Below are 21,248 nucleotides of genomic sequence, written 5' to 3'. Positions count from 1 at the left end.
CTAAGAGCGTTTCGAGTCGATTGGCACAATCGGCGGCTGGGTATCGCGGCAGAGAACGAACGCGAATCCGTCAGGACGGAGTCGCTCCGGCGCGGCAGGGACCGAGCCCTTCCTTCACTAGTGAATAGTCCTGCTGGACCGCCGCGGCGTCGGCGGGGGCGAGTCCGGATAACGTGTCGGCTGGTATTTCGACCGGCAGGCCGCATGCCAAGCGATACCACAGGAACGTGTCGCGCTGGGGCGGCGGCAAGGCATCCTCCACCACTTCGCTCAGCGATACGGTCCAAATCGGCGCCTGATTCTGCTTGCGCTGAATGCCAAGCGAGATCGGGTGTCCGGTGGTCTTGAGGAAGATCTGCGTCTCTCCTTCTCCGGGAAGAGTGCCCGCTGCATGGAACGCATTGGAGATGCCGACGATCGCCGGCGGCGCCTTTGGCGACACCAGATCGGCAGCCAATCTGCGCACCGTTGCCTCGGTCTGCGGCGACCATTGCAACTGCGCGCCCGGGGTCACCAATTGCAACTGGTCGGGCCGGTCGGCGACCGTACGCGCAAAGATAATTACGCGCATTTTCTTTAGCTTGGGTGCCCGGCCGGCCGCGTCGAGCGGTGCGTCGTAGAGATAGCCGACCTCAGGCGGCAAACCTCGGGGCGCGCGGATCAACGCATTGATCGTGACCGTCAGATAATAGCGTACATGACCCGGCGCGAGCCCCGTCGCCTCAGCTGGCTTGATCTTGGCGGCGTCGGTGATAGTGGCGTCCACGACCACCGGCGCTTTCGTCGCCAGATCAGCCATATCGGCATAACGATAAACAGGCGGCGGCGGTGGTAATCTGGTTGCTGACACCGGTATCACCGGTGCACTGGCCGCAATGAGCAGGATGGAGAAGAATCGAGCCATGGGAACGCGTGACATATCGAATGAGTTAGGCGATCCGAACGTTCCTTTACAGAAATAATTCTGCCATGCTGCGATTGTACGTTTGTTGCGCCCGACAAAGCGTTTGCGTCGTTGCAGGTGGGGCGATAGAGACTCGCGCTCTGCCCGATCTGGCGCTAGCCGAGGGGTTCGTTGCCGAACGGTTAACGTCCGGCGATATTCGCGGGTCGGACACGAAGGAGTTGGGTTTCTGAATGTCATATGCTGATCGTGATACAACCGGCAGCCGTATCGTAGCGATTATCATCGTTTCGCTGATCGTTGCGGGATTCGGTTATGCTTTCGTGACCGGCTTGGCGGTTGATTTCGCCAAGAAGGCTGCGGAAAAATTGAATGCGTTCGACGTGGCGCCACCGCCACCGCCGCCGCCGCCGGACAAGCCGCCGCCCCCGCCGCCGGACCAGCCGAATCTGCCGCCGCCGCCGACTCAGGTCGTGATCCCGCCGATCACGCCGCCGGTGCCGTCGCCGGTCAACATCGCGACGACCAATGTGCCGCAGCCGCCCCCCCCGGTGACTCCGCCGGCCCCGGTCGTGCCGCCGCAGCCGCCCGCGCCGCCGGCGCCCAAGCCTGTCGCCGTCAAGGGCGGGCCGAGGGGCAATCCTGGGAACTGGTTTACCGACGACGACTACCCCGCCGACGCCAAGCGCGCCGGTGCACAGGGGCGCGTTTCGGTTATCGTGAGCGTCGACACGAGTGGCAAGGTCGTGGGATGTCGTGTCACCGCATCGAGCGGCAACAGCTCGCTTGACGACGCGACGTGCCGCCTGGCGCAGCGCCGCGGCCGCTTCAATGTGCAGAAGGATTCGGACGGTAACGCACAGCCCTACAGCTGGCCGCTGCCCGGCATCCGCTGGACGCTGAAGGACGAATGACTTTTTTCACGCCGGCGCCCGGAAACCCGGGCGCCGGCCGGGTTGTATCTTGAGACGAAATTTTTAGAGGAAGCATCCGAATGAGCATCTCCATCCTTAACGCTGGTGCGGCCAGCGCCGCCCAGGAACAGTTCGGTTTCTGGAACGCGCTGAACAATGGCGGCGCCATCTCCTACGCAACGGCTGGCATTCTGCTGGTCATGCTATTCTTCACGCTCTACATTTTCTTCACGAAGGTGTTCGAGCAGCAGAAGATCATCAACCAGGGCCGGCGCGTGCGCGCCACGTTCTGGAACTCGAACTCGCTGCGCGAAGGCGCCGCCAAGCTCGAGAAGAACTCGGCCTACAAGCAGCTGGTCGATGACGGCCTCGCCGCGCAGGAGCAGCACGCCAAGCTGACCGATCCGGTCGAGGCGCATGACTGGCTGCACGGCTCGCTGCAGCGTTCGGAAGACACGATCAACTCGGCGCTGGGTGGCGGTCTCGCTTTCCTCGCGACGGTCGGTGCGACGGCCCCGTTCATCGGCCTGTTCGGTACCGTGGTCGGCATCTACAAGGCGCTGCTCGGCATCGCCGCCGCCGGTCAGGCGTCGATCGACAAGGTCGCCGGTCCGGTCGGTGAAGCGCTGATCATGACCGCCTTCGGTCTCGTCGTCGCGGTTCCGGCGGTGCTCGGCTACAACTTCCTGCAGCGCCGCAACAAGGCGATCCAGGAAGCGCTTGGCGCGTTCGCGAACGACGTTCTCGGCTACCTTGCGTCGAACGGCGCGGTGAAGCCCAGCGTTGCGGCGCGCAAGCCGGCCGCTGCCACCACCCCGGCGAAGCCGGCGACGACCACTGCCGGTCAGGCCGGTGGCGTAACGACCAAGCCGTAAGCACGTGATGGCGGAACGCGCGCGGTGCCCTGTTCCGCCAGACGCCCGGGCCGTGGCCCGGGCGGCACGAAGTAAGGATAGGAATGCTTAATGGCTATTAGCACCGGAGGCTCCTCCGAAACGCCGATGTCGGACATCAACACGACGCCGCTCGTCGACGTCATGCTGGTGCTCCTGATCATCTTCATCATCACGGTTCCGGTCGTGGTACAGAATGTGAAGCTGAAGCTGCCGGAGGTTCGTTTCGATCCGACGCAGACTAAGCCGGAAAACGTGTCGCTCTCGATCGTCAAGGACGATGCGGGCCAGTGCGCCGTCTATTGGGGCATGACCCGGATGGGGCACAAGGAGCTGCTTGATAAGGCGACCGCCAAGATGAAGGCGGATATCGAGCGACTGAAGGCAGCTGGGCCGATCGACCCGGACAAGATCCCCGAAGTGCACATCCGCGGTGACGTTGACGTCCCGTACAAGTGTATCGGCGCGGCGATCTACACGATGCAGTCCTCGGGCTTCATCAAGGTCGGCTTCATTTCGCAACCGCCGCCCCGCGACGGGTCCGCGTCCTAATCGCCCCGCTAGCTCAGGAGTTTTGAATCATGGCAATGAGTGGCGGCAGGGATGATGGCGCCCCGATGATGGATATGAACATGACGCCGTTGATCGACGTCTTGCTCGTGCTCCTCATCATGTTCATCATCACGATCCCTGTTCAGACGCACGCGGTGAAGGTCGATCTGCCGGTCAACAACACGCAGAATCACCCGCCGGTCGACGCGCAGAAGAACAAGATCATCATCGACGCGAACGACAATGTGACGTGGAACGGCACGCCGGTGACGAGCGACGAACAGCTCGATCAGTATCTGCAGGCGACGCTTCAGATCCAGCCCGAACCGGAGCTGCACTTCCAGCCGCTTCCGGACGCGCGCTACGAGAAGGTCGACAAGGTCTTGGCGATCATCAAGCGCTCGGGGATCAGCAAGCTCGGCTTCATCGGCAACGAGCAATACGCGAACGAATTCTGACGCCTTCGGGTATCGGTTTCGTCGAAAGGGGCGGTCGCGCAAACGGCCGCCTCTTTTCGTTTGCCGGGGGCTGGGTCACTCGTGGACGCAGACAGCCCAACCAGGCCTAGATCACGCTCTAGTGTCGCGCCGCATGAAGCAGTTCGATCAGTTGGCGGTTGATCGCGGCGCCGCCCAATTCAACGCCGATTCCGACATAACCTTCGCGCCGCAGCCTCTGACGCACGTCGTTTACGGAAATGCATTGGCCGGATTGCGCCAATTGGATGGCGCGTTCGATCATGGTTGCTGGTTCGGACATGGACCAGCTTAGGCTCTAATCGATCCGCATCCCACCGACATTCTTCGTGCTGATTGATTCCGCCCGTGACAGCCCGCGTTTTCCGATGCGGACGCGCCGGAGCTGATCGACCCGGCGCGGATGCTCAGAGCCGCGGGAGGGTCACGCCGCGTTGCCCCATATATTTGCCCGCGCGGTCGGCATAGCTCGTCTCGCACGGCTCGTTGCCCTGCAGGAACAGGAACTGGCACGCGCCCTCATTGGCATAGATCTTGGCCGGGAGCGGCGTGGTGTTGGAGAATTCGAGCGTCACATGACCTTCCCATTCGGGCTCCAGCGGCGTGACGTTCACGATGATGCCGCAGCGCGCATAGGTCGACTTGCCCAGGCAGATCACCAGCACGTCGCGCGGCACGCGGAAATATTCGACCGTACGGGCCAGCGCGAAGCTGTTGGGCGGGATGATGCAGCAATCGGTCTTGCGGTCGACGAAGCTGTTGGCGGCGAAATCCTTGGGATCGACCGTCGCCGAATCGACGTTGGTGAAGATCTTGAATTCGTCCGCCACGCGCGCGTCATAGCCGTAGGAGGACAGGCCGTAGCTGATGCATCCCTCGCGCCGCTGCGCTTCGACGAACGGTTCGATCATGCCGTGCTGCGTTGCCTGCTCGCGAATCCAGCGGTCGGAAAGGATCGACATTCTCTACTCCCTGTTCGCAACCAGCTTTCGCGGCAATAAAGCCGGCGGGCAAGAGGCGCGATATCGCGCGCCGGTGAAATCCATGGAGATGATGGAATGCGGATCGATCCCTCCCGCGCGATTGGCGGTTATGCCGCAGTGATGACCCTGGCGACGGCGTGGCTGACGCTGGCCGCGGTCTCACCGGCGGCGACCAAGTTCGACACGATCGACGTCCAGCGCATCAATGTGCGCGAACCCGATGGAACGCTGCGGCTGGCGATCGCCAATCATGCGCAGATTCCCGGTATCATCATTGGCGGCAAGGAATATCCGCACCCCAACCGGACCGAAGCGGGGATGATCTTCTACAACGATCAGGGCGACGAGAATGGCGGTCTGGTGTTCGATGGCGGCCTGAAGAACGGCAAGCCGACCAATGGTGGGAGCCTGACCTTCGACCGTTGGCATCAGGACCAGACGCTACAATTGGTCAGTACCGAAGACGGTCCCGATCGCCGCGCGGGGCTGGTGGTCAACGATCGCCCCGATGCACCGATGGATATCGCCGCGGGACTGCGGATGCGCACGATGAAGCCAGGGCCCGAGCGCGACGCGCTGATCGCGCGCGCCGGATTGACCAACGCGCGACGGGCGTGGCTCGGCCGTAGCGAGGACGGCAGCGTCGCCTTGGTCCTCAGCGATCCGGCAGGGCGCCCGCGGCTGACGCTCGGCGTCGGCAAGGACGGGGTTCCCAGCGTCGAACTGCGCGACGCGGCCGGCAAGGTGACGCGGACAGTGCGGTAACGTGCAGCTTTAGACGTCCCGGAGGTCAGACGATCCCGAGATTGGCGGGCCCGAAGGCGTGGGGGAGGAGGTCCGACAAGGCATATTCGGCGATCGGTCCACCGGTCAGCCCCGAGCACCAGACCTTTAGGTCGCGCTTGCCGGCTTGCGCCGCCTCGTTGAGGACTTGGCGGCAGCGCCCGCATGGCAGGATCGGCTCGATACCGTCCTTGCCCGTCATCCCGCCGACGACGCCGACCGCGACCACCTCGCGCATCCGTCCGTCGGCACTTGCCTTCGCCACTGCTACCGTTTCCGCGCAGAGCGACAGGCCGTAGCTCGCATTCTCGACATTGGCGCCTGTGACGATGCTGCCGTCAGCCATCAACAGTGCCGCGCCGACCGAAAAGTTCGAATAGGGCGCCCAGGCATTGGCCGCCGCGCCACGCGCTGCCTCGATGAGCCGTTCCGCCGTATCCGCATCGTTCATTTCGTCACCACGTCCCAATTCACCGGCCCTTCGACCCCGTCGACTCGCCGCATGTCGCTCGCGCGCCACATCCGCCACGGCCGCGCGGCGTAATCGGGCGGGAAGAAGTTTTGTGCGCTCCAGATGGGGCGGTCGAGGGCCGACGTCACGTCGTAATTCGCTTCGAACCGTTTCGACACGAGCAGCAGCACGGGGCGCTCGGTATGCGCTTCGACCATGATGATGAAGCGTTTGAGCTCTTCCAGCACGACATCGCGCGATGGGCGATCGTTGCATCCGTCGATGAAGTCGATTGCCACCGCCGGCGGCAAGGCATCGTCCGCTTTGGGCACGGTGGTGTTGAAATTGTTCGCCTGATCGGTCGCCAGCCGGCACAGCGACCAGGCGTGGATCGCGCCGCGGCGCATCCCGGAGTCGGCAATGCCGCGCCAATTGTCCTCGAACCGCGCGTCGCGGTCGCCGCCCTGGGTCGCGCGGGCATAGGCGAAATCGGCGCCTGCCGCCTTGACCGCATTCCAGTCGATCGCGCCATTGGCATCGGAGACGTCGACGCCCTGGAACTGATAGTCGCTGGCGGATGGTCGCCATCCCAGCGCGGCCAGATAAAGCGCACCGGCTAGCGCGAGCAACGCGACGCCGAGCCCGACCGGCAATGCCAGCCGCCGCATCACGCGCGGATGTGCAGGACGCAGATCAGCGTGAACAGCCGCCGTGCGGTGTTGAAGTCGACCTCTATCTTGCCCCCCAGCCGCTCCTTCAGGAGTTCGGCGGCATCATTGTGGATCCCGCGCCGGGCCATGTCCACCGTCTCGATCTGTTGCGGCGTCGCGTTGCGAATCGCTTCGTAATAACTGTCGCAGATTGCGAAATAATCCCGGATCGGGCGCCTGAGCGTGCCGAGCGACAGGATCAGGGTTTCGAGCGGCGAGCCGTCCTCGCGTGACAGCGCGAGCACGAGTCGGCCCTCCTCGACCGCGAGATGGAGGAGATAGGGGCCGGCATAACCGTCGGGATAGTCGCGCAACGGGCGGAAGCTGTTGTCCTCGAGCAGGTCGAAGATCGCGATGCGGCGTTCCTGTTCGACGTCCGCGCTCCGCCACACGATCGTGCGATCGTCGAGTGTGATGTCCTTGATGCGATGGTCCGCCACGAACCGCGCTTATCCCCATCCAATGCGATTATCCACAGCGCTGCCTGCTTTGTGCCGGCGGAGGAGTGGCGTAGAAGGAGGCATGGCGACAGCGATTCATTCCTTGCCGGGGGCGGAGACGCCCTCGCTCCCCCAGAATGTCGAGGCAGAGGCCGCCTTGCTCGGCGCGATGATGATCGACAATCGCATCGCCGAAGAAATCGACAAGCTGACTCCCGATCACTTCTTCGAGCCCCTGCACGGGCGGATTTTCGGCGCGATCAAGAAGATGGTCGATGCCCAGATGCCAGCGACGCCGGTCAGCCTGCGCCCCATGTTCGAGGCCGACCCGGCGATGAAGGAATTGGGCGGGCCGGGCTATCTGGCGCGGCTGACGGGATCGGGCGCGGGGCTGATCGGCGCGCGGCAATTCGCGCAGCAAATCTATGACTTGGCGCTGCTCAGGACGTTGGTCGGGGTCGGACGCGACCTGGTCGACAAGGCGATGGACACCTCGCAAGAGGTCAATCCGCGCGCGCAGATCGAAGCGGCCGAAGAGGAATTGTTCAAGGTCGCCGGCGATGGCGGCAGCGAGGCGTCGGTCAAGACCTTTGCCCAGGCCTCGACCCTGGCGGTCGCGATGGCCGACCGCGCGCTCAATTCGGGCGGAGGCGTGTCGGGCGTGACCACCGGGCTCAGCTCGGTCAACGCCAAGATGGGCGGCTTTCACCGCTCCGACTTGATCATCCTCGCCGGGCGACCGGGCATGGGCAAGACCTCGCTTGCCACCAATATCGCCTTCAACGCCGCACAGCGCTACATGCAGGACGAGCGGGACGGGATCGACCCGAAGCAGCGGATCGGCGCCAAGGTCGCGTTCTTCAGCCTGGAAATGTCGGCCGACCAGCTCGCGACGCGCGTGCTGGCCGAACAGTCGCGCATTTCGAGCCAGGAACTGCGCATGGGCAAGATCAGCCAGGCCGATATGGACCGGCTGGTGGTGACTGCCGGCGAATTGCAGAACCTGCCATTCGTGATCGACGACACCGCGGGCCTGACGATCGGTCAGCTTCATACGCGCATGCGGCGACTGCAGCGTCGACATGGCGAGAACGGGATCGGCATGGTGGTTGTCGATTACCTGCAATTGCTGTCGGGCAGCGGCTCGCGGGCGAGCGACAATCGCGTGCAGGAGATTTCGGAAATCAGCCGCGGGCTCAAGACCTTGGCCAAGGATCTGAACGTACCGGTGCTGGCGCTGTCCCAGCTCAGCCGACAGGTCGAGAGCCGCGAGGACAAGCGCCCGCAATTGAGCGATCTTCGCGAATCGGGATCGATCGAGCAGGACGCCGACGTCGTGCTGTTCGTCTATCGCGAGGATTATTACGTCGCGGCCAAGGAGCCCAAGAAGCCGGTCGACGGCGACGATGCCAAGGTGTTCGAGGATTATACGCGCTGGGGCCAGGAAATGGAGCGCGTCCATGGCCTGGCCGAGCTGATCGTCGCGAAGCAGCGCCACGGATCGACCGGCAAGGTGATCTTGCGGTTCGAGCCGCAATATACGTTGTTCAGCGATTATGCCGGGGATTATGCGAGCCCGGATTACGAGTAATCCAGCACCCGGCAAAAGCCAGATCGTCACTCCAGCGTAAGCTGGGGTCTCAGCCGTATCGCGATACCGCCTGAGATCCCAGCTTAAGCCGGGATGACGAGTTATGGGGGCGAAAGCGCAATATTGTCCTAAACCCCGGCCTTCGCCAGGGCGACGATCTTCAGAAAACCGGCTCTTCGCCCGGCTTCTCGGGCACGTGGATCCCGCATTCGGTCTTTTCCCAGCCGCGCCAGCGGCCGGCGCGCGGATCTTCGCCCGGCAGCACTTTCGACGTGCAGGGCTGGCAGCCGATCGACGGATAGCCATCGGCCTCGAGCGGATGGCGGGGCAGATCGTGCTCGGCGAAATAGGCCTCGAGATCGGCCTTCACCCAGTCGCCCAGCGGGTTGACCTTGAGCCGGCCGTCCTCGATCTCGAACCGGGCGATGTTCTGGCGGGTTTGCGACTGGAACGCCTTGCGGCCGGAGATCCAGCTGTCGAGCCCGGCCTTGGCGCGCTTCAGCGGCTCGACCTTGCGGATCTCGCAGCAGCCGTCGGGATCGTAGGACCAGCGCAATTCCTGCGCGTCCTTGGCGGCGAGCACGGCCGGGTCGGGCTTGACCGTCCGGCTGTCGGAAAGTCCGAAGGTCGCCATCAGAAGATCGCGATAGTCGAGCGTTTCCGGGAACATCTTGAGCGTGTCGACGAACACCACCGGCGTCGCCGGATTGGCCCGCGCGACGAGGTGGAGCAGCACCGCGCTCTCTGTGCCGAACGACGACACCACCGCCGTGTTGCCGAGTGTCCCTTCGGCAAACAACGCCTTCAGCATGTCGAGCGTGTCGACGCCGGCGAACCGCGCGTTGAGCGCGTCCGCATCGGCCTGGGTAAAGGCCGGGGAAGTGTCGATCACGTCGATCTTGCGCAGGGCTTCACCCATGCCGCAGCTTCCATACCGGCACTGCGCCGTCGGCGGCGGTCTGGTAGCGATATTGATAGCGGTTGAGGCTCGCCTCCAGCACTGCCGGATCGATCGGCGCATTGGGGGCAAAACCATCGAAGCCGCAGCGGCGCATATGGTCGATCTGGTCGACCAGCACGTCGCCGGTGGCGCGAAGCTCGCCCTTGTATCCAGCCTCGCGAAGGATTTGCGCCGAGGAATAGCCCCGCCCGTCGCGGAAGCGCGGGAAGTCGATCTCGATCAGCGAGATATGGTCGAGGTGCGGGAGCAGCGCGCGCGCGTCCTCGCCGGCTTCGAGCCGCACCGCGGACGAATTCGACTGGTCGAGGAAGGCGTCGAGCGTGACCGCGGGTTCTTCGGCCGGATCGTCGTCGCGGAAGCGCAGCGGATCACCCATTCAAACCTCCGTCATCCCAGCGAAAGCTGGGATCTCAAGATGAAGCGCAGGGACGGAGACGTGGGGATCAGTCATTGAAAATCTCCGTCACCCCGGCGAAGGCCGGGGGCGTTGGCGAAGGCGCGAGGACCATGCCTCCAGCGGCCCCGGCCTCCGCCGGGGCGACGATCACATCACCCATAAATCGCCTCCTTGAACGGATCGAAGCCGACGCGGCGATAGGTATCGAGGAAACGCTCGCCCTCGTCGCGCAGCTCGAGATATTTGTCGGTGACGCGTTCGACCGCGTCGACGATGCCGTCCTCGTTGAACCCGGGTCCGGTGATCTTGCCGAGGCTGGCATCCTCCGCGCCCGATCCGCCGAGCAGCAGCTGATAATTCTCGGTGCCTTTCTTATCGACGCCAAGGATGCCGATATGGCCGGCGTGATGGTGGCCGCAGGCGTTGATGCAGCCCGAAATCTTGAGCTTCAGCTCGCCGAGTTCACGCTGGCGGCCAAGATCGGCGAAGCGCGTCGCGATCTTCTGCGCGACCGGAATCGACCGCGCATTGGCCAGGCTGCAATAATCGAGCCCCGGGCAGGCGATGATGTCGCTGATCAGGTCGAGATTGGCGGTCGCCAGCCCAGCCCCGTCGAGCGTCTGCCACAGCGCGTACAGATCAGCCTTGCGCACGTGCGGCAGGACGATGTTCTGCGCATGCGTGACGCGCAGTTCGTCGAAACTGTAGCGCTCGGCGAGATCGGCCATCAGCTCGATCTGCTCGGCGGTGGCGTCGCCGGGGATGCCGCCGACCGGCTTCAGGCTGATATTGACGATGGCATAGCCCGGCGCCTTGTGCGCCTTTACGTTCTGGTCGGCCCACAAAGCGAAATCGGGATCGCTGCGGTCGATTTCGTCGCTCAAACCGGTCTCGAACGGCGGCGGCGCGAAATAGGCGGCGATGCGGTCGAATTCCTCACGCGGGACGTTGGTGCCGTTCTGGAGGATATGTTGCCACTCGGCCTCGACCTGGCGCGTGAATTCCTCCTGGCCGAGGTCGTGGACCAGGATCTTGATCCGCTGCTTGTGGATATTGTCGCGGCGCCCATTGCGGTTCCACACGCGGAGCGCCGCCTCGATATAGCTGAACAGGTCGTCGGCCGGCAGGAACGGCCGGATCAGCGGTGCGACGAACGGCGTGCGGCCCATGCCGCCGCCGATATAGACTTCGAAGCCCAGCTCGTCGGCGTCGTTCTTGACCAATTTGAGCCCGATGTCATGCAGCCGGATCGCTGCGCGATCCTCGTCTGCCGCGGTCACCGCGATCTTGAACTTACGTGGCAAATAGCTGAATTCGGGGTGGAAGGTGGTCGCCTGGCGGATCAACTCTGCCCAAGGACGGGGGTCGCATACCTCATCGGCGGCGGCGCCGGCATATTGGTCCGACGACAGGTTGCGGATGCTTTCGCCCGACGTCTGGATCGCGTGCATCTCGACCGTCGCGAGTTCGGCGAGGATGTCGGCGGCCTGTTCGAGCTTGATCCAATTATACTGGATGTTCTGACGCGTGGTGAAATGGCCGTAACCGCGGTCGTATTTGCGCGCGATATGCCCCAGCATCCGCATCTGGCGGCTGTCGAGCGTGCCATAGGGAATGGCCACGCGCAGCATGTACGCGTGGAGCTGGAGATAGAGCCCGTTCTTCAAGCGCAGCGGCTTGAACTGGTCGTCGGTCAATTGCCCGGCAAGCCGGCGCCGCGCCTGGTCGCGAAATTCCTCGACGCGGGCGTCGACGATCGCCTGATCGTATTTGTCGTAGCGGTACATCAGTTGCTCGCCTGGTTTTGGTTCACGCGGAGGCGCGGAGGCGCGGAGATTTTTCGCGCACGAAGACGCGAAGACACGAAGATTTGGTTCGCGGGGAGGCGCAGAGGACACTGAGCTAACGCGCGCGAAAGCGCGCCCTCATTTCCCGCTTGCAGAAAGTGAAAGGCTGCTGGCGCAGCCAAGCGAGACCCCTCCGCACCCTCCGCGCCTCCGCGCGAAAAAGCACTCTTTCTTTGTGTCTTCGTGTCTTCGTGCGAGATCATCATATCACCCAACTCCCCGCATTCGGATCGCTCGGCTTGAGCGTCAGATCGGGCCGCACAGTGGGCCCAAGCGCACGAATGCGATCCTTGATATGCGCGGGGCGGGGGCCATCGGGGGTTTCGGTCGCGTCGAGGATATAGCCGCCATTGACCCGGCACGCGCCGTCCTCGGCATGCAGAATCGCCTCGCCCTTGTCGCCGACATCGACGGCGTCCTCGACATGGCGCGACCAGCCGGTGCCGGTCCACCAGATCACGTCGCCGGTCGGCAGGTCGTTACCGGTAAGAATCTTCACGCCGCAGCCTCCGCCATCCGTGCCCACCGGGCCAGTTTATCCTCTGCATCCGACAGTTCGACGACATCGCCGACGACGATGATCGCCGGGCTCTGTACCTTCTCGCGCTCGACCATCGGGCCCAGGTCGGCGAGCAACGTCTTGATCGCGCGATGCCCTGCCAGCGTGCCGCGCTCCAGCACCGCGACCGGCATGTCGGGCGCGACGCCATCGGCCATCAACTTGTCGGCGATATCGGGGCAGGTCGCGACGCCCATATAGATGACCAGCGTGCGGCCCTTGCCAGCCAGCCCCGACCAATCCTGATCGGCCAGGCCCTTGCATTGGCCGGCGACGAAGCTGACTGCCGACGAATGATCGCGATGGGTGAGGGGGAGCATCGCTTCCGCCGCGCAGCCGAGTGCGGCCGAGACGCCGGGAATGACCTCGACCGGCAGGCCGGCGGCGCGCACCGCCTCGACCTCTTCGCCGCCGCGGCCGAAGATGAACGGATCGCCGCCCTTCAGCCGCACGACGATCGCGCCCGCTTTTACATGCGCGACGATCAACGCGTTGATCGCGTCCTGCGACAAGGTGTGCTTGCTGCGTTTCTTGGCGACCGAAATGCGGTGGGCGTCAGCCGGCGCGATGTCGAGCACGGCCGGGTCGATCAACCCGTCATGCACGACGACGTCGGCGCTTTTAAGCGCCTCGACCGCGCGAACGGTGAGCAGGCCGGGATCGCCGGGGCCGGCACCGACCAGGATGACGCGGCCACGCGCGTGCGGATCGAGAAGTGTCGCCATGATGCGGGGCAGATGGGCCGCGGACGCGATGCGGGCAACCGACGCTTGCTACTGGCTGGAATAGCGAATCTTTGCGGGGTCAGTCCTTGGTGGCCGTCTTGGCGTTGGCCAGCTCCTGCGCGCGGCGCATCAGCCGCATCGCCTCGTCGATCAGCTCGCCGGCAAACACCGGATCGGTCTTGCCCACCGCGATGGTCAGGCAATTGCCGGCTTCGGTCTTCAGGCGGAGCGCGCGGGGAGGCAGGGCGACGTCGTTGGCAGGTTTCACATCCCGGCTAATTCCCGAACTGCCAACCGGTTCCACGCCCGGGCGCAATCAAATTCAGCTCATCCCGACCTGTTCGAGGATGAAGGCGAGGCGTTCGGCGATGCTGACTTTCGGTAGCGGAACCACCGCGTAACCGAGCGCCGGAAAGCACGGGCCGAAGGCGGTGGTTTCGTGTATTTGGTAAACTGGAACCGTAAAGTCGGATGGAGTCGGCGAACGATGAGAGCGTCATGTCTTTAGGAGGTTGTCAACGCCGTAGTTCCCAAGGTTGCGAGTAGCATGCCCAGTCCGGCACACAGCCCGTACCCAGGGGATGTCGTAATGCTGGGCGCAGCGTGTTTTTTCGGCGTCGGTGCGATCAGGTTTTACAGGCGATTTCGGAAAGATGAAGTGCTTTCCGGGAGACGGAATGAGAATGATATTCTCAGGTTCAGATTTGCATCCGTGGTTTGCTTGTTGATCGTGCTTATGGTGATCGTTCACGACGTAACCGGCGTCGATTAGACTTTTTTGTGCAGCGTTTCGTCGGCGATATTATTGTGGCGATTAATCTGGATTAGCAGGACTCACTCTCCAGCTATTCCCGCAACCCAACCGCAATCGACGCCCGCGCCTGATCCGCCTCGTGCGACACGACCGGATAGGCGCAATAATCCGGGTTACGGGGTTACGGGTTACGGTGACAGTTTACTAAATGCATCAAATTGGGCGCAGTTGTCGCCCGCTAGTGATGCAGACCGCTAATGTTGGCCTCATGGCTCGTCTCTCCAGCTTGGTGCTGCCCGGCTATCCTTATCACGTGACCCAGCGAGGCAATCGCCGGCAACAGACCTTCTTCGAGGAAGGCGATTACACTGGCTTCATCAACGCGCGCCATCGCTGGACAGGGCATCTAAGGCAAGGTCGGTTCGGTGCCGTAGTGATGGACGAGGAACATCTGGCGCATGCTGTCCGCTACGTCTCACTCAACCCCGTCAGGCCTCACTTGGTTGAGCGGGCGGAGGACTGGGCATGGTCGAGCGTTCGAGCGCATCTCGCCGGGGAAGAGGATGCGTTCGTCTGCGTCCGGCCCGTACTGGAAAGATATGGCGATTCGCCGCCTTCCTGGGGACGCCCGCGGACTATACGGAATGCTGGGCGAGGTTACGAAGGGCGGAGACGACGGGACGGCCGATCGGTGCACGCGATTGGGTAGCGCGGATCGAGCGGCAGACGGGCCACGTATTGGCGCCACAGAAGCGAGGGGCGACGCCGAGAGTTCTGTGTATTTAGTAAGCTGTCACCGTAATCCGCAAAATGTTTGTAGCAGATGATCTAGGAGTTGGACAAAATGTCTAAGCACCTGAGAATAGTCATTGGGGCGAGTGCGATGGTGTTATGCGCAGCTAAGTGCTCGCGGGCGCAAGAGGAGTTTTTGGCAGTCCAGGTTTGCATCCCTGACGAAGGTGGAGCGACCCAATTTGCGGATATCATGCGCGAAGTAGCTCGTTCTGAGGGGCTTCGCTTTGTAGATGGTAGTGCGGAAACAAGAGATTACCTGCAGGACGTTCGTGACAAGGGGCAGGTTAAACTTGAACATATCCCAACAATTAATATGGGGATCGAAGGCAAAGAAGGCTTGGGCGTTACTGCGGGGAACCTCGGTCTTCTTTCGAATCAAGTTGCGCTCGGCTTTACGGCAGGTCGCAACGTCGCCAAGGCGCGGAAGTTAGCTGATCACTTGGTAAAGGCTCTATCTCAGAAGTGGCGTGTCCAGACAGTTCCTAAAGGACAAGGCTCCTTCCCGATGAGGAACTGTTAATCACGGAAATTACAAATTTCGGGGGCAAAATTGGGGACAAAATTCCGGGGACACTATACTAAATTGACCTATGGATTTACGGTGCCACGCGCATAAATCGCCCTATGCACTCACCCGTCTGCCCGCCATCACTAAAGATGCAGAATTGCGGTGACACTTTACTAAATGCATTCAATCGCCGAACCCGCTCACCCCTCACGCAATCCCACCGCAATCGACGCCCGCGCCTGATCCGCCTCGTTCGACACTACCGGATAGGCGCAATAATCCGCCGCATAGTACGCGCTCGGCCGGTGGTTGCCGCTCCACCCGATGCCGCCGAACGGCGCTGCCGAGCTCGCGCCGTTGGTCGGGCGGTTCCAGTTGACGATGCCGGCGCGGGCATTGGCCCAGAAGCGATTGTAAAGGTCGGGGTTCTGGCTGATCAGGCTGGCCGACAGGCCGTAGCGGGTGTTGTTCGCCTCCGCGATCGCCTCGTCGAAATCGCTCGTGCGGATCACCTGGAGGATCGGGCCGAACAATTCGATGTCGGGGCGGTCCTTCATCTCGGTCGCGTCGAGGATGCCCGGCGTCAGGAACGGCTTGTCGTCGAACGGGCGTTCCATGTGCCGCAATGGTCGGCCGCCGCGCATCATCAGTTCGAGGAAGCTCTCGGTCAGCAGATCGGCGACCTCATTGTCGATCACCGGGCCCATGAACGGCTGCGGATCGGCGTGCGGGTCGCCGACGATCAGCCGGCCGGTGAGCTTGAGCAATTCTGCCGTCAGCGGTTCGTACAATGCCTCGTCGACGATCAGCCGGCGCGCCGCGGTGCAGCGCTGGCCGGCGGTGGTGAAGGCGGATTGGATGATGACGATCGCCGCGGCGTGGAGGTCGGGCGCATCCCACACGATGATCGGGTTGTTGCCGCCCATTTCGAGCGCCAGGATCTTTTCGGGCCGGTCGGCGAACTGGCGGTTGAGCGCGATGCCGGTGCGCGCCGATCCGGTGAACAGCAATCCGTCGATCCCATCATGCCCGGCCAGCGCCTTGCCCTCGGCCGGGCCGCCGATCAGCAATCGCGCGCAGCCTTGGGGCACGCCCGCCTCGTGCAGGCAATCGACCATGAACGCGCCGGTCGCCGGGGTCTTTTCGGACGGCTTGAACACCACCGCGTTGCCCGCGATCAGAGCAGGGACGATGTGGCCGTTGGGCAAATGCGCGGGGAAATTGTACGGACCGAGCACTGCGAGCACGCCATGCGGCTTGTGGCGCAGCGCCATGCGGCTGCCCATCGGGGAATCGAGCTGGCGCTGGCCGGTGCGCTCGGCAAAGGCGCCGGCGGAGATGTCGACCTTGGCGATCACCGAATCGACCTCGGTCTTCGCTTCCCATAACGGCTTGCCGGTCTCGCGCGCGATCAGGTCGGTGAAGGCGTCGCTGCGCGCGCGGACGACATTGGCATAGCGGCGCAAGGTCTCGATTCGGAACGTGACCGGCTTGGCCGCCCATTCGGCCCAGCTCTCGCGCGCGGCCGCGACTTCGCTATCGGCGTCGCCGATCGCATGGCGCCACAGCAATTCGCCGGTCGCCGGTTCGTAGGAAAGAAGTTCACCCGACATGGATCATGGTCCCTACCCGTTCGCCGCGGCCGCCGCCAGCGGCTCGCCGGCCAAGGCCTCACCCATTTCGCGTATCGCCGCGACCTTGGCGTAGAGCGGCTCCCAATCGTCGCGCTCGTCGACCGCCGACCAGATCGTCTCGACCTCATCGATCAGCATCGAGCAGGGCTCGCCCGACCAGTAAGGATGGGAACGGTCGATACGGGGCGTGTAGGCGGCGAGGGCTTCGCGCACCTCGCCCCACGCCTCGCCATAATTGTCGGGCAATTGGCCGCCGAAGGCGTCGAAGAAGAAGCGATCGATCCCGGTCGCCGTGCCGCGCAACACCGGCTCGATCGTCTGGACCAGCGCGCGGTCGCTGTCGGGATCGCGCGGGGTCAGACCCAGCCGCCACAGGATCGCGTCGCTGACCGCGCGCTGATAGCGGTCGCCGAACGTGTCGAGCGCCGCGATCAGCGGCTCGGCCTCGCAAATCGGGCGCAGCGCGACCGCGAGCTGCATCGCGTCCCAATGGATCGCCTCGGGCTGGCGGCCGAACGCGTACAGGCCGGCATGGTCGAAATAAGCGGCGGTGAAGCCGGGATCCCAGGTCGGTGTGAAGCGCCACGGCCCGTAATCGAAGCTTTCGCCGGTGACGTTGATATTGTCCGAATTGAGCACGCCATGGACGAAGCCGGCGGCCATATATTTGCCGGCAAGCGTCGCGGTGCGCCCGACCACCAGGTCGAGCAGCCGGGCGGGGGCATTGTCGCCGGGCTTTTCCCCGTACAGCCGGAGCAGCGCATAGCCGGTCAGCGCGCGCAACGCATCTTCGTCGCGGAAATAGGCCAGCCGCTGGAACGTGCCGATGCGGACATGGCTATGGCTCAGCCGTACCAGCACCGCGGACCGCGTGGGGGAGGGCTCGTCGTTGCGCTCGAGCGCTTCGCCGGTTTCGATCAGCGAAAAGGTGCGTGAGGTGGGCACGCCCAATGCCTGGAGCATCTCGGTCGCCAGGATTTCGCGAATCCCGCCCTTGAGCGTCAGGCGTCCGTCGCCGAACCGGCTGTACGGCGTCTGGCCCGATCCCTTGGTGCCCAGATCCATCAGCCGGCCGTCTGCGCCGAGCAGCTGCGCGAACAGGAAGCCGCGGCCATCGCCGATATCGGGATTGTAGGTGCGGAACTGGTGGCCGTGATAGCGTAGCGCCAGCGGCTCGGGCAGCGAGCCGGACAGAGGCGCGAACCGCCCGAAATGCGCGATCCATTCCTCGTCGCTCAATGCGTCGAGCCCCACTTCCGCGGCGGCGCGATCGTTGCGGAAGAGCAGGATCGTCTGGGGAAAATCGGCCGCGGTCACGCGATCGTAGAATGCATCCCCCAGATCCAGGATTGCGGTTTCGGGGCGATAAGCTTGCGGTCGCGCGGTCATGCGGCAATATGGGTGGGCCGGCAGCGGGGACGCAACCATTGTCATCTTACGAAAATCGATACTGGTGGTCCAACGACGAAGTGCGGCTGCATTGCCGGGATTATCCCGGCCCTGATGCTGGCCCCGGCGGGCGTCCGCCGATCGTCTGCATCCCCGGCCTGACGCGCAACGCCCGCGATTTCGAGGACATCGCCGAGCGACTGTCGCCCGACTGGCGCGTGATCGCGATCGAGCTGAGGGGGCGCGGCGAGAGCGGCTATGCCAAGGACCCGATGTCCTATGTGCCGCTGACCTATGTCCAGGATGTCGAGGCGCTGCTGGCTGAGCTGGCTATCGACCGCTACGTCGCCTTCGGCACGTCTTTGGGCGGGATCGTCACCATGTTGCTCGCGAGCGCAGGCCGCGAGAAGCTGGCCGGCGTGCTGCTCAACGATGTCGGGCCGGAAATCGAGCCGGCGGGGCTGGGGCGGATCCGGTCCTATGTCGGCCGCGCCAATACCTGGCCGACCTGGATGCACGCGGCGCGGGGAGTGCAGGAGGCCAATGCCGACGTCTATCCGCATTACGGGATCGAGGAATGGCTGGCGATGGCCAAAAGGCTGTATCGCCTGAACAGTTCGGGTCGGATCGTGCTCGATTACGACATGAAGATCGCCGAGCCGTTCCGCGTGCCGGGAAACGAGGCCGGCCCTGATATGTGGCGCGCGCTCGATGCGCTGAAGGACGTGCCGACGCTGATCCTGCGCGGCGCCCGCTCGGATGTCCTGTCGGCGGCGACGGCCGAGAAGATGGCGGCGCGGCTCGGGCGCGCCGAGCTGGTGACGGTGCCCGATGTCGGCCACACGCCTACGCTAATGGAACCGGCAGCGGCGGCGGCGATCGACCGCCTGCTCGATCGGGTAACCAAGGAACCGGTCACGGCGTGACGCGTCTTTCCCGCTCAACAGGGAGAGCGATCGTGTCCGACACCACCGACAGCCTGATCGAGCGGTCCGGCGCCATTTACGATACCCATACCGACAAGCCGGGCTTGAACGGCAAGCGTGTCATCGTCACTGGCGGTACCACCGGAATCGGCCGCGCGATCGCCGTGCTGCTGGCGAGCGAGGGCGCGACCGTCGACATCTGCGGCCGCAACAAGCAGCATCTGCAGGATGCGCTGGACGCGATCGGGCAGGTCGGCACGGGGCAGGGCAGTGCAATCGATCTCGCCGATCAGGACAATGTCGAGCGCTATTTCGCCGAGGCGACGGCGCGGCTGGGCGGCCTCGACGTTGCAGTCATCAACGCGGCGATCCCGGCCGGCGGCTTGAGCGAGATGAGCGCGCGCGATCTGCGATATGCGATCGCGACCGATTTCACCGCCTATCTGATGAGCGCGCACGAAGCGGCCGAGGCTATGCGGACCGGCGGCGATATCGTGCTGATCGGGTCGATGTCGGCGCACATATTGGGTCCGACTTCGACCGTATATGCAGGGATGAAAGCCGGAATCGCGGCGTTCGCAGAAGCTTTGCGCAAGGAGCTGGGAAGTCGCGATATCAAGGTCAGCCTGATCGAGCCGGGATATACTCAGGCCGACTTCCATTATCCCGATATCGACGCCGAAAAGCAGAAGCAGATGGTTCGGCAAGAGAAGATGTTGCGGTCGGAGGATATCGCGGTCGCCGTACACTATGCGCTGACCCAGCCGCGCCGCGCGGTCGTTCAGCAGATCACCGTTGCCCCACTGCGCAAGGATGACGAATGAGCTATCGGTTCGACGAGCTTGTCTTCAGTCCGCGCGATGTCGATCTGTCCAAAGGTCCCTTGGCCGGGCATATCGACGCCGAGACCTATTGCCTGGGCGCGTTCAACCCCGGGATGACGCGCCTGCCTAACGGCAATCTATTGATGATGGTGCGAATCGCCGAGGCGCTCAGGACGCCGATCTTCGACCAGAAGATCCATTCGATCCGTTGGGAGCCGGGCGACAGCATGGCGGCTAATGCCGGCAGATATTGTCTCGACGCCTGGCCGCTGGAAATGGTCGATACCGCCGATCCGCGCAAATTCATGATGCGCGGCGGCGGGTGGAAAGTGATGGCGCTGACCAGCCTGTCCTGGCTGTTGCCGGTCGAGCTCGACGCCGAGGGGCGGACCGTGGTCGACGTCCATTATCGCGACGCGATCGCGCCGCGCGCGTCCTACCAATGCTATGGTGTCGAGGATGCGCGGATCAGCCGGGTCGGCGGCCGCTGGCTGATGACGACGTGTTCGGTCAGTCCGGAGCGGCATTCGACCACGCTCTATTCCTCGAACGATGCGCGCGACTGGCTGCTCGAAGGAATCGTGCTCGACCATCAGAACAAGGACATGCTGATCTTCGAGGATCGCATCGGCGCCAATTACTGGGCGCAGACGCGGCCCTTGGGCGACCTCTATTTCGCTTATCCGCCGGGCAGCGAGTGGCGCGCCGGGCCGTCGATCAACCTCGCCACCTCGCCCGACGCGCTCCATTGGAAGCCGCACGAAAAGCCCGGCATCCGGCCGCATGCCGCGACGCTGGCCACCGCGCGGATGGGCGGAGGCACGCCGCCGGTGGTGACCGATCGCGGCTGGCTTTCGCTATGGCACGGGGTAGAACCTTATGGCGTGGTCGGCATCTATCGCACCTATTGGTCGCTGCTCGATGCGCGCGATCCATCGGTCACGATCGCGACTAGCGACACGCCATTGCTCGAGCCTGCGCCGCATCTGACCGAGCCGATGAAAGAGCTGATGTATCTGGACAATGTCGTCTTTTCGACCGGCATCGCCGATGCCGGCGATCACTTCATCGTCGCGAGCGGCGAGGCTGACCTGGCGTGCCGCATCACCCACGTCCCGAAGAGCGTGTTTGGCCTCTGATTTCCTCGCTTGCGGGAAGGGTCAGGCTAGTCCCCCTCCCGCTTGCGGGAGGGGCTAGGGGGAGGGCATGTGCGAATCCTGTACGGGGTCTAA

The 21,248-nt window shown here is 63.7% G+C and carries 24 protein-coding genes; 10 read left to right on the top strand and 14 right to left on the bottom strand.

Going from position 1 to position 21,248, the window contains the following annotated elements; genetic code table 11:
• Nucleotides 1-70: 70 nt before the first annotated feature.
• Nucleotides 71-904 carry a hypothetical protein gene (locus tag SPR01S_RS17385; protein ID WP_084251273.1) on the bottom strand — a complete coding sequence of 278 codons (834 nt, stop codon included), beginning with the start codon at nucleotides 902-904 and terminating at the stop codon, nucleotides 71-73.
• 233 nt (nucleotides 905-1,137) lie between these two features.
• Between SPR01S_RS17385 and SPR01S_RS17380 the strand changes: the two genes are divergently transcribed.
• The 4 genes from SPR01S_RS17380 (at nucleotide 1,138) to SPR01S_RS17365 (ending at nucleotide 3,721) form a co-directional block, all read left to right on the top strand.
• A complete protein-coding gene (locus tag SPR01S_RS17380; RefSeq protein WP_066591780.1) occupies nucleotides 1,138-1,818 on the top strand; it encodes an energy transducer TonB in 681 nt (226 codons plus the stop codon).
• Nucleotides 1,819-1,898: 80 nt separating this feature from the next.
• Nucleotides 1,899-2,693: a MotA/TolQ/ExbB proton channel family protein gene (locus SPR01S_RS17375; protein WP_066591777.1), complete on the top strand. Its 795-nt coding sequence runs from the start codon at nucleotides 1,899-1,901 to the stop codon at nucleotides 2,691-2,693.
• Nucleotides 2,694-2,783: 90 nt separating this feature from the next.
• Nucleotides 2,784-3,263, top strand: a complete 480-nt coding sequence (locus SPR01S_RS17370) for an ExbD/TolR family protein (RefSeq protein ID WP_066591774.1) — start codon at nucleotides 2,784-2,786, stop codon at nucleotides 3,261-3,263.
• A gap of 29 nt (nucleotides 3,264-3,292) precedes the next feature.
• Nucleotides 3,293-3,721, top strand: a complete 429-nt coding sequence (locus SPR01S_RS17365; RefSeq protein WP_066591771.1) for an ExbD/TolR family protein — start codon at nucleotides 3,293-3,295, stop codon at nucleotides 3,719-3,721.
• 118 nt (nucleotides 3,722-3,839) lie between these two features.
• On the opposite strand, the gene SPR01S_RS17360 is transcribed toward SPR01S_RS17365, so the two are convergent.
• Nucleotides 3,840-4,004 carry a hypothetical protein gene (locus tag SPR01S_RS17360; RefSeq protein WP_157082324.1) on the bottom strand — a complete coding sequence of 55 codons (165 nt, stop codon included), beginning with the start codon at nucleotides 4,002-4,004 and terminating at the stop codon, nucleotides 3,840-3,842.
• A gap of 142 nt (nucleotides 4,005-4,146) precedes the next feature.
• Nucleotides 4,147-4,701 (bottom strand): dCTP deaminase, encoded by a 555-nt coding sequence (gene dcd, locus SPR01S_RS17355; RefSeq protein ID WP_066591765.1) that lies wholly within the window; start codon nucleotides 4,699-4,701, stop codon nucleotides 4,147-4,149.
• Nucleotides 4,702-4,797: 96 nt separating this feature from the next.
• On the opposite strand from dcd, the gene SPR01S_RS17350 reads away from it, so the two are divergent.
• Nucleotides 4,798-5,487, top strand: coding sequence for a hypothetical protein (locus SPR01S_RS17350; RefSeq protein ID WP_066591762.1), 690 nt, complete (start codon nucleotides 4,798-4,800; stop codon nucleotides 5,485-5,487).
• A 25-nt stretch (nucleotides 5,488-5,512) separates the two neighbouring features.
• Here the strand turns inward: SPR01S_RS17350 and SPR01S_RS17345 are convergent, their stop codons facing one another.
• Genes SPR01S_RS17345 through SPR01S_RS17335 form a run of 3 tightly spaced genes read right to left on the bottom strand, consistent with a single transcriptional unit; the run spans nucleotide 5,513 to nucleotide 7,106 of the window.
• Nucleotides 5,513-5,956, bottom strand: a complete 444-nt coding sequence (locus SPR01S_RS17345; RefSeq protein WP_066591759.1) for a cytidine deaminase — start codon at nucleotides 5,954-5,956, stop codon at nucleotides 5,513-5,515.
• On the bottom strand, nucleotides 5,953-6,624 hold the full coding sequence (locus SPR01S_RS17340) for a glycoside hydrolase family 25 protein (protein ID WP_084251272.1): 672 nt from the start codon (nucleotides 6,622-6,624) through the stop codon (nucleotides 5,953-5,955). The genes SPR01S_RS17345 and SPR01S_RS17340 overlap by 4 nt, the downstream gene beginning before the upstream one ends.
• Nucleotides 6,624-7,106 (bottom strand): UPF0262 family protein, encoded by a 483-nt coding sequence (locus SPR01S_RS17335; protein ID WP_066591753.1) that lies wholly within the window; start codon nucleotides 7,104-7,106, stop codon nucleotides 6,624-6,626. Before SPR01S_RS17335 ends, SPR01S_RS17340 begins: the two co-directional genes overlap by 1 nt.
• 82 nt (nucleotides 7,107-7,188) lie before the next feature.
• Between SPR01S_RS17335 and SPR01S_RS17330 the strand changes: the two genes are divergently transcribed.
• Entirely contained in the window at nucleotides 7,189-8,697 is a 1,509-nt protein-coding gene (locus SPR01S_RS17330) for a replicative DNA helicase (protein WP_066591745.1), read from the top strand.
• A gap of 160 nt (nucleotides 8,698-8,857) precedes the next feature.
• Here SPR01S_RS17330 and SPR01S_RS17325 read toward each other — a convergent pair whose 3' ends face one another.
• The 6 genes from SPR01S_RS17325 to SPR01S_RS17300 all read right to left on the bottom strand — a co-directional run bounded on the left by SPR01S_RS17325 (nucleotide 8,858) and on the right by SPR01S_RS17300 (nucleotide 13,454).
• Nucleotides 8,858-9,616, bottom strand: coding sequence for a phosphoadenylyl-sulfate reductase (locus SPR01S_RS17325; protein ID WP_066591742.1), 759 nt, complete (start codon nucleotides 9,614-9,616; stop codon nucleotides 8,858-8,860).
• A complete protein-coding gene (locus SPR01S_RS17320) occupies nucleotides 9,609-10,034 on the bottom strand; it encodes a DUF934 domain-containing protein (protein WP_066591738.1) in 426 nt (141 codons plus the stop codon). The genes SPR01S_RS17325 and SPR01S_RS17320 overlap by 8 nt, the downstream gene beginning before the upstream one ends.
• Nucleotides 10,035-10,207: 173 nt before the next feature.
• Nucleotides 10,208-11,842: a nitrite/sulfite reductase gene (locus tag SPR01S_RS17315; RefSeq protein WP_066591737.1), complete on the bottom strand. Its 1,635-nt coding sequence runs from the start codon at nucleotides 11,840-11,842 to the stop codon at nucleotides 10,208-10,210.
• A gap of 262 nt (nucleotides 11,843-12,104) precedes the next feature.
• The gene (locus SPR01S_RS17310; protein WP_066591736.1) at nucleotides 12,105-12,401 is read right to left on the bottom strand and encodes a DUF2849 domain-containing protein; all 297 of its coding nucleotides are present in this window, start codon (nucleotides 12,399-12,401) and stop codon (nucleotides 12,105-12,107) included.
• A complete protein-coding gene (cobA, locus tag SPR01S_RS17305; protein WP_066591733.1) occupies nucleotides 12,398-13,186 on the bottom strand; it encodes a uroporphyrinogen-III C-methyltransferase in 789 nt (262 codons plus the stop codon). Before cobA ends, SPR01S_RS17310 begins: the two co-directional genes overlap by 4 nt.
• A 79-nt stretch (nucleotides 13,187-13,265) precedes the next feature.
• Nucleotides 13,266-13,454 carry a hypothetical protein gene (locus SPR01S_RS17300; protein WP_066591730.1) on the bottom strand — a complete coding sequence of 63 codons (189 nt, stop codon included), beginning with the start codon at nucleotides 13,452-13,454 and terminating at the stop codon, nucleotides 13,266-13,268.
• Between the two features lie 1,330 nt (nucleotides 13,455-14,784).
• Here SPR01S_RS17300 and SPR01S_RS21705 point away from each other — a divergent pair.
• Nucleotides 14,785-15,255 carry a hypothetical protein gene (locus SPR01S_RS21705; protein ID WP_157082323.1) on the top strand — a complete coding sequence of 157 codons (471 nt, stop codon included), beginning with the start codon at nucleotides 14,785-14,787 and terminating at the stop codon, nucleotides 15,253-15,255.
• A 188-nt stretch (nucleotides 15,256-15,443) separates the two neighbouring features.
• Here SPR01S_RS21705 and astD read toward each other — a convergent pair whose 3' ends face one another.
• Together astD and SPR01S_RS17285 are read right to left on the bottom strand one after the other, a co-directional pair.
• Nucleotides 15,444-16,856: a succinylglutamate-semialdehyde dehydrogenase gene (astD, locus tag SPR01S_RS17290; protein ID WP_066591723.1), complete on the bottom strand. Its 1,413-nt coding sequence runs from the start codon at nucleotides 16,854-16,856 to the stop codon at nucleotides 15,444-15,446.
• 12 nt (nucleotides 16,857-16,868) lie between these two features.
• A complete protein-coding gene (locus SPR01S_RS17285) occupies nucleotides 16,869-18,266 on the bottom strand; it encodes a protein adenylyltransferase SelO (RefSeq protein WP_066591720.1) in 1,398 nt (465 codons plus the stop codon).
• 38 nt (nucleotides 18,267-18,304) lie between these two features.
• On the opposite strand from SPR01S_RS17285, the gene SPR01S_RS17280 reads away from it, so the two are divergent.
• From SPR01S_RS17280 to SPR01S_RS17270, 3 genes are read left to right on the top strand one after another with little or no spacing between them, the layout of a single operon-like run.
• A complete protein-coding gene (locus SPR01S_RS17280; protein WP_066591785.1) occupies nucleotides 18,305-19,192 on the top strand; it encodes an alpha/beta fold hydrolase in 888 nt (295 codons plus the stop codon).
• A 32-nt stretch (nucleotides 19,193-19,224) separates the two neighbouring features.
• The gene (locus SPR01S_RS17275; protein ID WP_245662077.1) at nucleotides 19,225-20,016 is read left to right on the top strand and encodes an SDR family oxidoreductase; all 792 of its coding nucleotides are present in this window, start codon (nucleotides 19,225-19,227) and stop codon (nucleotides 20,014-20,016) included.
• On the top strand, nucleotides 20,013-21,155 hold the full coding sequence (locus SPR01S_RS17270; protein WP_066591717.1) for a glycoside hydrolase family 130 protein: 1,143 nt from the start codon (nucleotides 20,013-20,015) through the stop codon (nucleotides 21,153-21,155). Before SPR01S_RS17275 ends, SPR01S_RS17270 begins: the two co-directional genes overlap by 4 nt.
• Nucleotides 21,156-21,248: the final 93 nt, after the last annotated feature.

This window comes from Sphingomonas pruni NBRC 15498 (genome assembly GCF_001598455.1).
GTDB lineage: Bacteria > Pseudomonadota > Alphaproteobacteria > Sphingomonadales > Sphingomonadaceae > Sphingomonas > Sphingomonas pruni.
Note: the sequence above shows the minus strand (reverse complement) of the source record. Positions and strands in the feature narration are given on the sequence as shown.

What these genes read in the sequence shown, in the direction of transcription:
- SPR01S_RS17385 (WP_084251273.1), bottom strand. Translation starts at nt 904, where the DNA reads ATGGCTCGATTCTTCTCCATCCTGCTCATTGCGGCCAGTGCACCGGTG.
- SPR01S_RS17380 (WP_066591780.1), top strand. Translation starts at nt 1,138, where the DNA reads ATGTCATATGCTGATCGTGATACAACCGGCAGCCGTATCGTAGCGATT.
- SPR01S_RS17375 (WP_066591777.1), top strand. Translation starts at nt 1,899, where the DNA reads ATGAGCATCTCCATCCTTAACGCTGGTGCGGCCAGCGCCGCCCAGGAA.
- SPR01S_RS17370 (WP_066591774.1), top strand. Translation starts at nt 2,784, where the DNA reads ATGGCTATTAGCACCGGAGGCTCCTCCGAAACGCCGATGTCGGACATC.
- SPR01S_RS17365 (WP_066591771.1), top strand. Translation starts at nt 3,293, where the DNA reads ATGGCAATGAGTGGCGGCAGGGATGATGGCGCCCCGATGATGGATATG.
- SPR01S_RS17360 (WP_157082324.1), bottom strand. Translation starts at nt 4,004, where the DNA reads ATGATCGAACGCGCCATCCAATTGGCGCAATCCGGCCAATGCATTTCC.
- dcd (WP_066591765.1), bottom strand. Translation starts at nt 4,701, where the DNA reads ATGTCGATCCTTTCCGACCGCTGGATTCGCGAGCAGGCAACGCAGCAC.
- SPR01S_RS17350 (WP_066591762.1), top strand. Translation starts at nt 4,798, where the DNA reads ATGCGGATCGATCCCTCCCGCGCGATTGGCGGTTATGCCGCAGTGATG.
- SPR01S_RS17345 (WP_066591759.1), bottom strand. Translation starts at nt 5,956, where the DNA reads ATGAACGATGCGGATACGGCGGAACGGCTCATCGAGGCAGCGCGTGGC.
- SPR01S_RS17340 (WP_084251272.1), bottom strand. Translation starts at nt 6,624, where the DNA reads ATGCGGCGGCTGGCATTGCCGGTCGGGCTCGGCGTCGCGTTGCTCGCG.
- SPR01S_RS17330 (WP_066591745.1), top strand. Translation starts at nt 7,189, where the DNA reads ATGGCGACAGCGATTCATTCCTTGCCGGGGGCGGAGACGCCCTCGCTC.
- SPR01S_RS17325 (WP_066591742.1), bottom strand. Translation starts at nt 9,616, where the DNA reads ATGGGTGAAGCCCTGCGCAAGATCGACGTGATCGACACTTCCCCGGCC.
- SPR01S_RS17320 (WP_066591738.1), bottom strand. Translation starts at nt 10,034, where the DNA reads ATGGGTGATCCGCTGCGCTTCCGCGACGACGATCCGGCCGAAGAACCC.
- SPR01S_RS17315 (WP_066591737.1), bottom strand. Translation starts at nt 11,842, where the DNA reads ATGTACCGCTACGACAAATACGATCAGGCGATCGTCGACGCCCGCGTC.
- cobA (WP_066591733.1), bottom strand. Translation starts at nt 13,186, where the DNA reads ATGGCGACACTTCTCGATCCGCACGCGCGTGGCCGCGTCATCCTGGTC.
- SPR01S_RS21705 (WP_157082323.1), top strand. Translation starts at nt 14,785, where the DNA reads ATGTCTAAGCACCTGAGAATAGTCATTGGGGCGAGTGCGATGGTGTTA.
- astD (WP_066591723.1), bottom strand. Translation starts at nt 16,856, where the DNA reads ATGTCGGGTGAACTTCTTTCCTACGAACCGGCGACCGGCGAATTGCTG.
- SPR01S_RS17285 (WP_066591720.1), bottom strand. Translation starts at nt 18,266, where the DNA reads ATGACCGCGCGACCGCAAGCTTATCGCCCCGAAACCGCAATCCTGGAT.
- SPR01S_RS17270 (WP_066591717.1), top strand. Translation starts at nt 20,013, where the DNA reads ATGAGCTATCGGTTCGACGAGCTTGTCTTCAGTCCGCGCGATGTCGAT.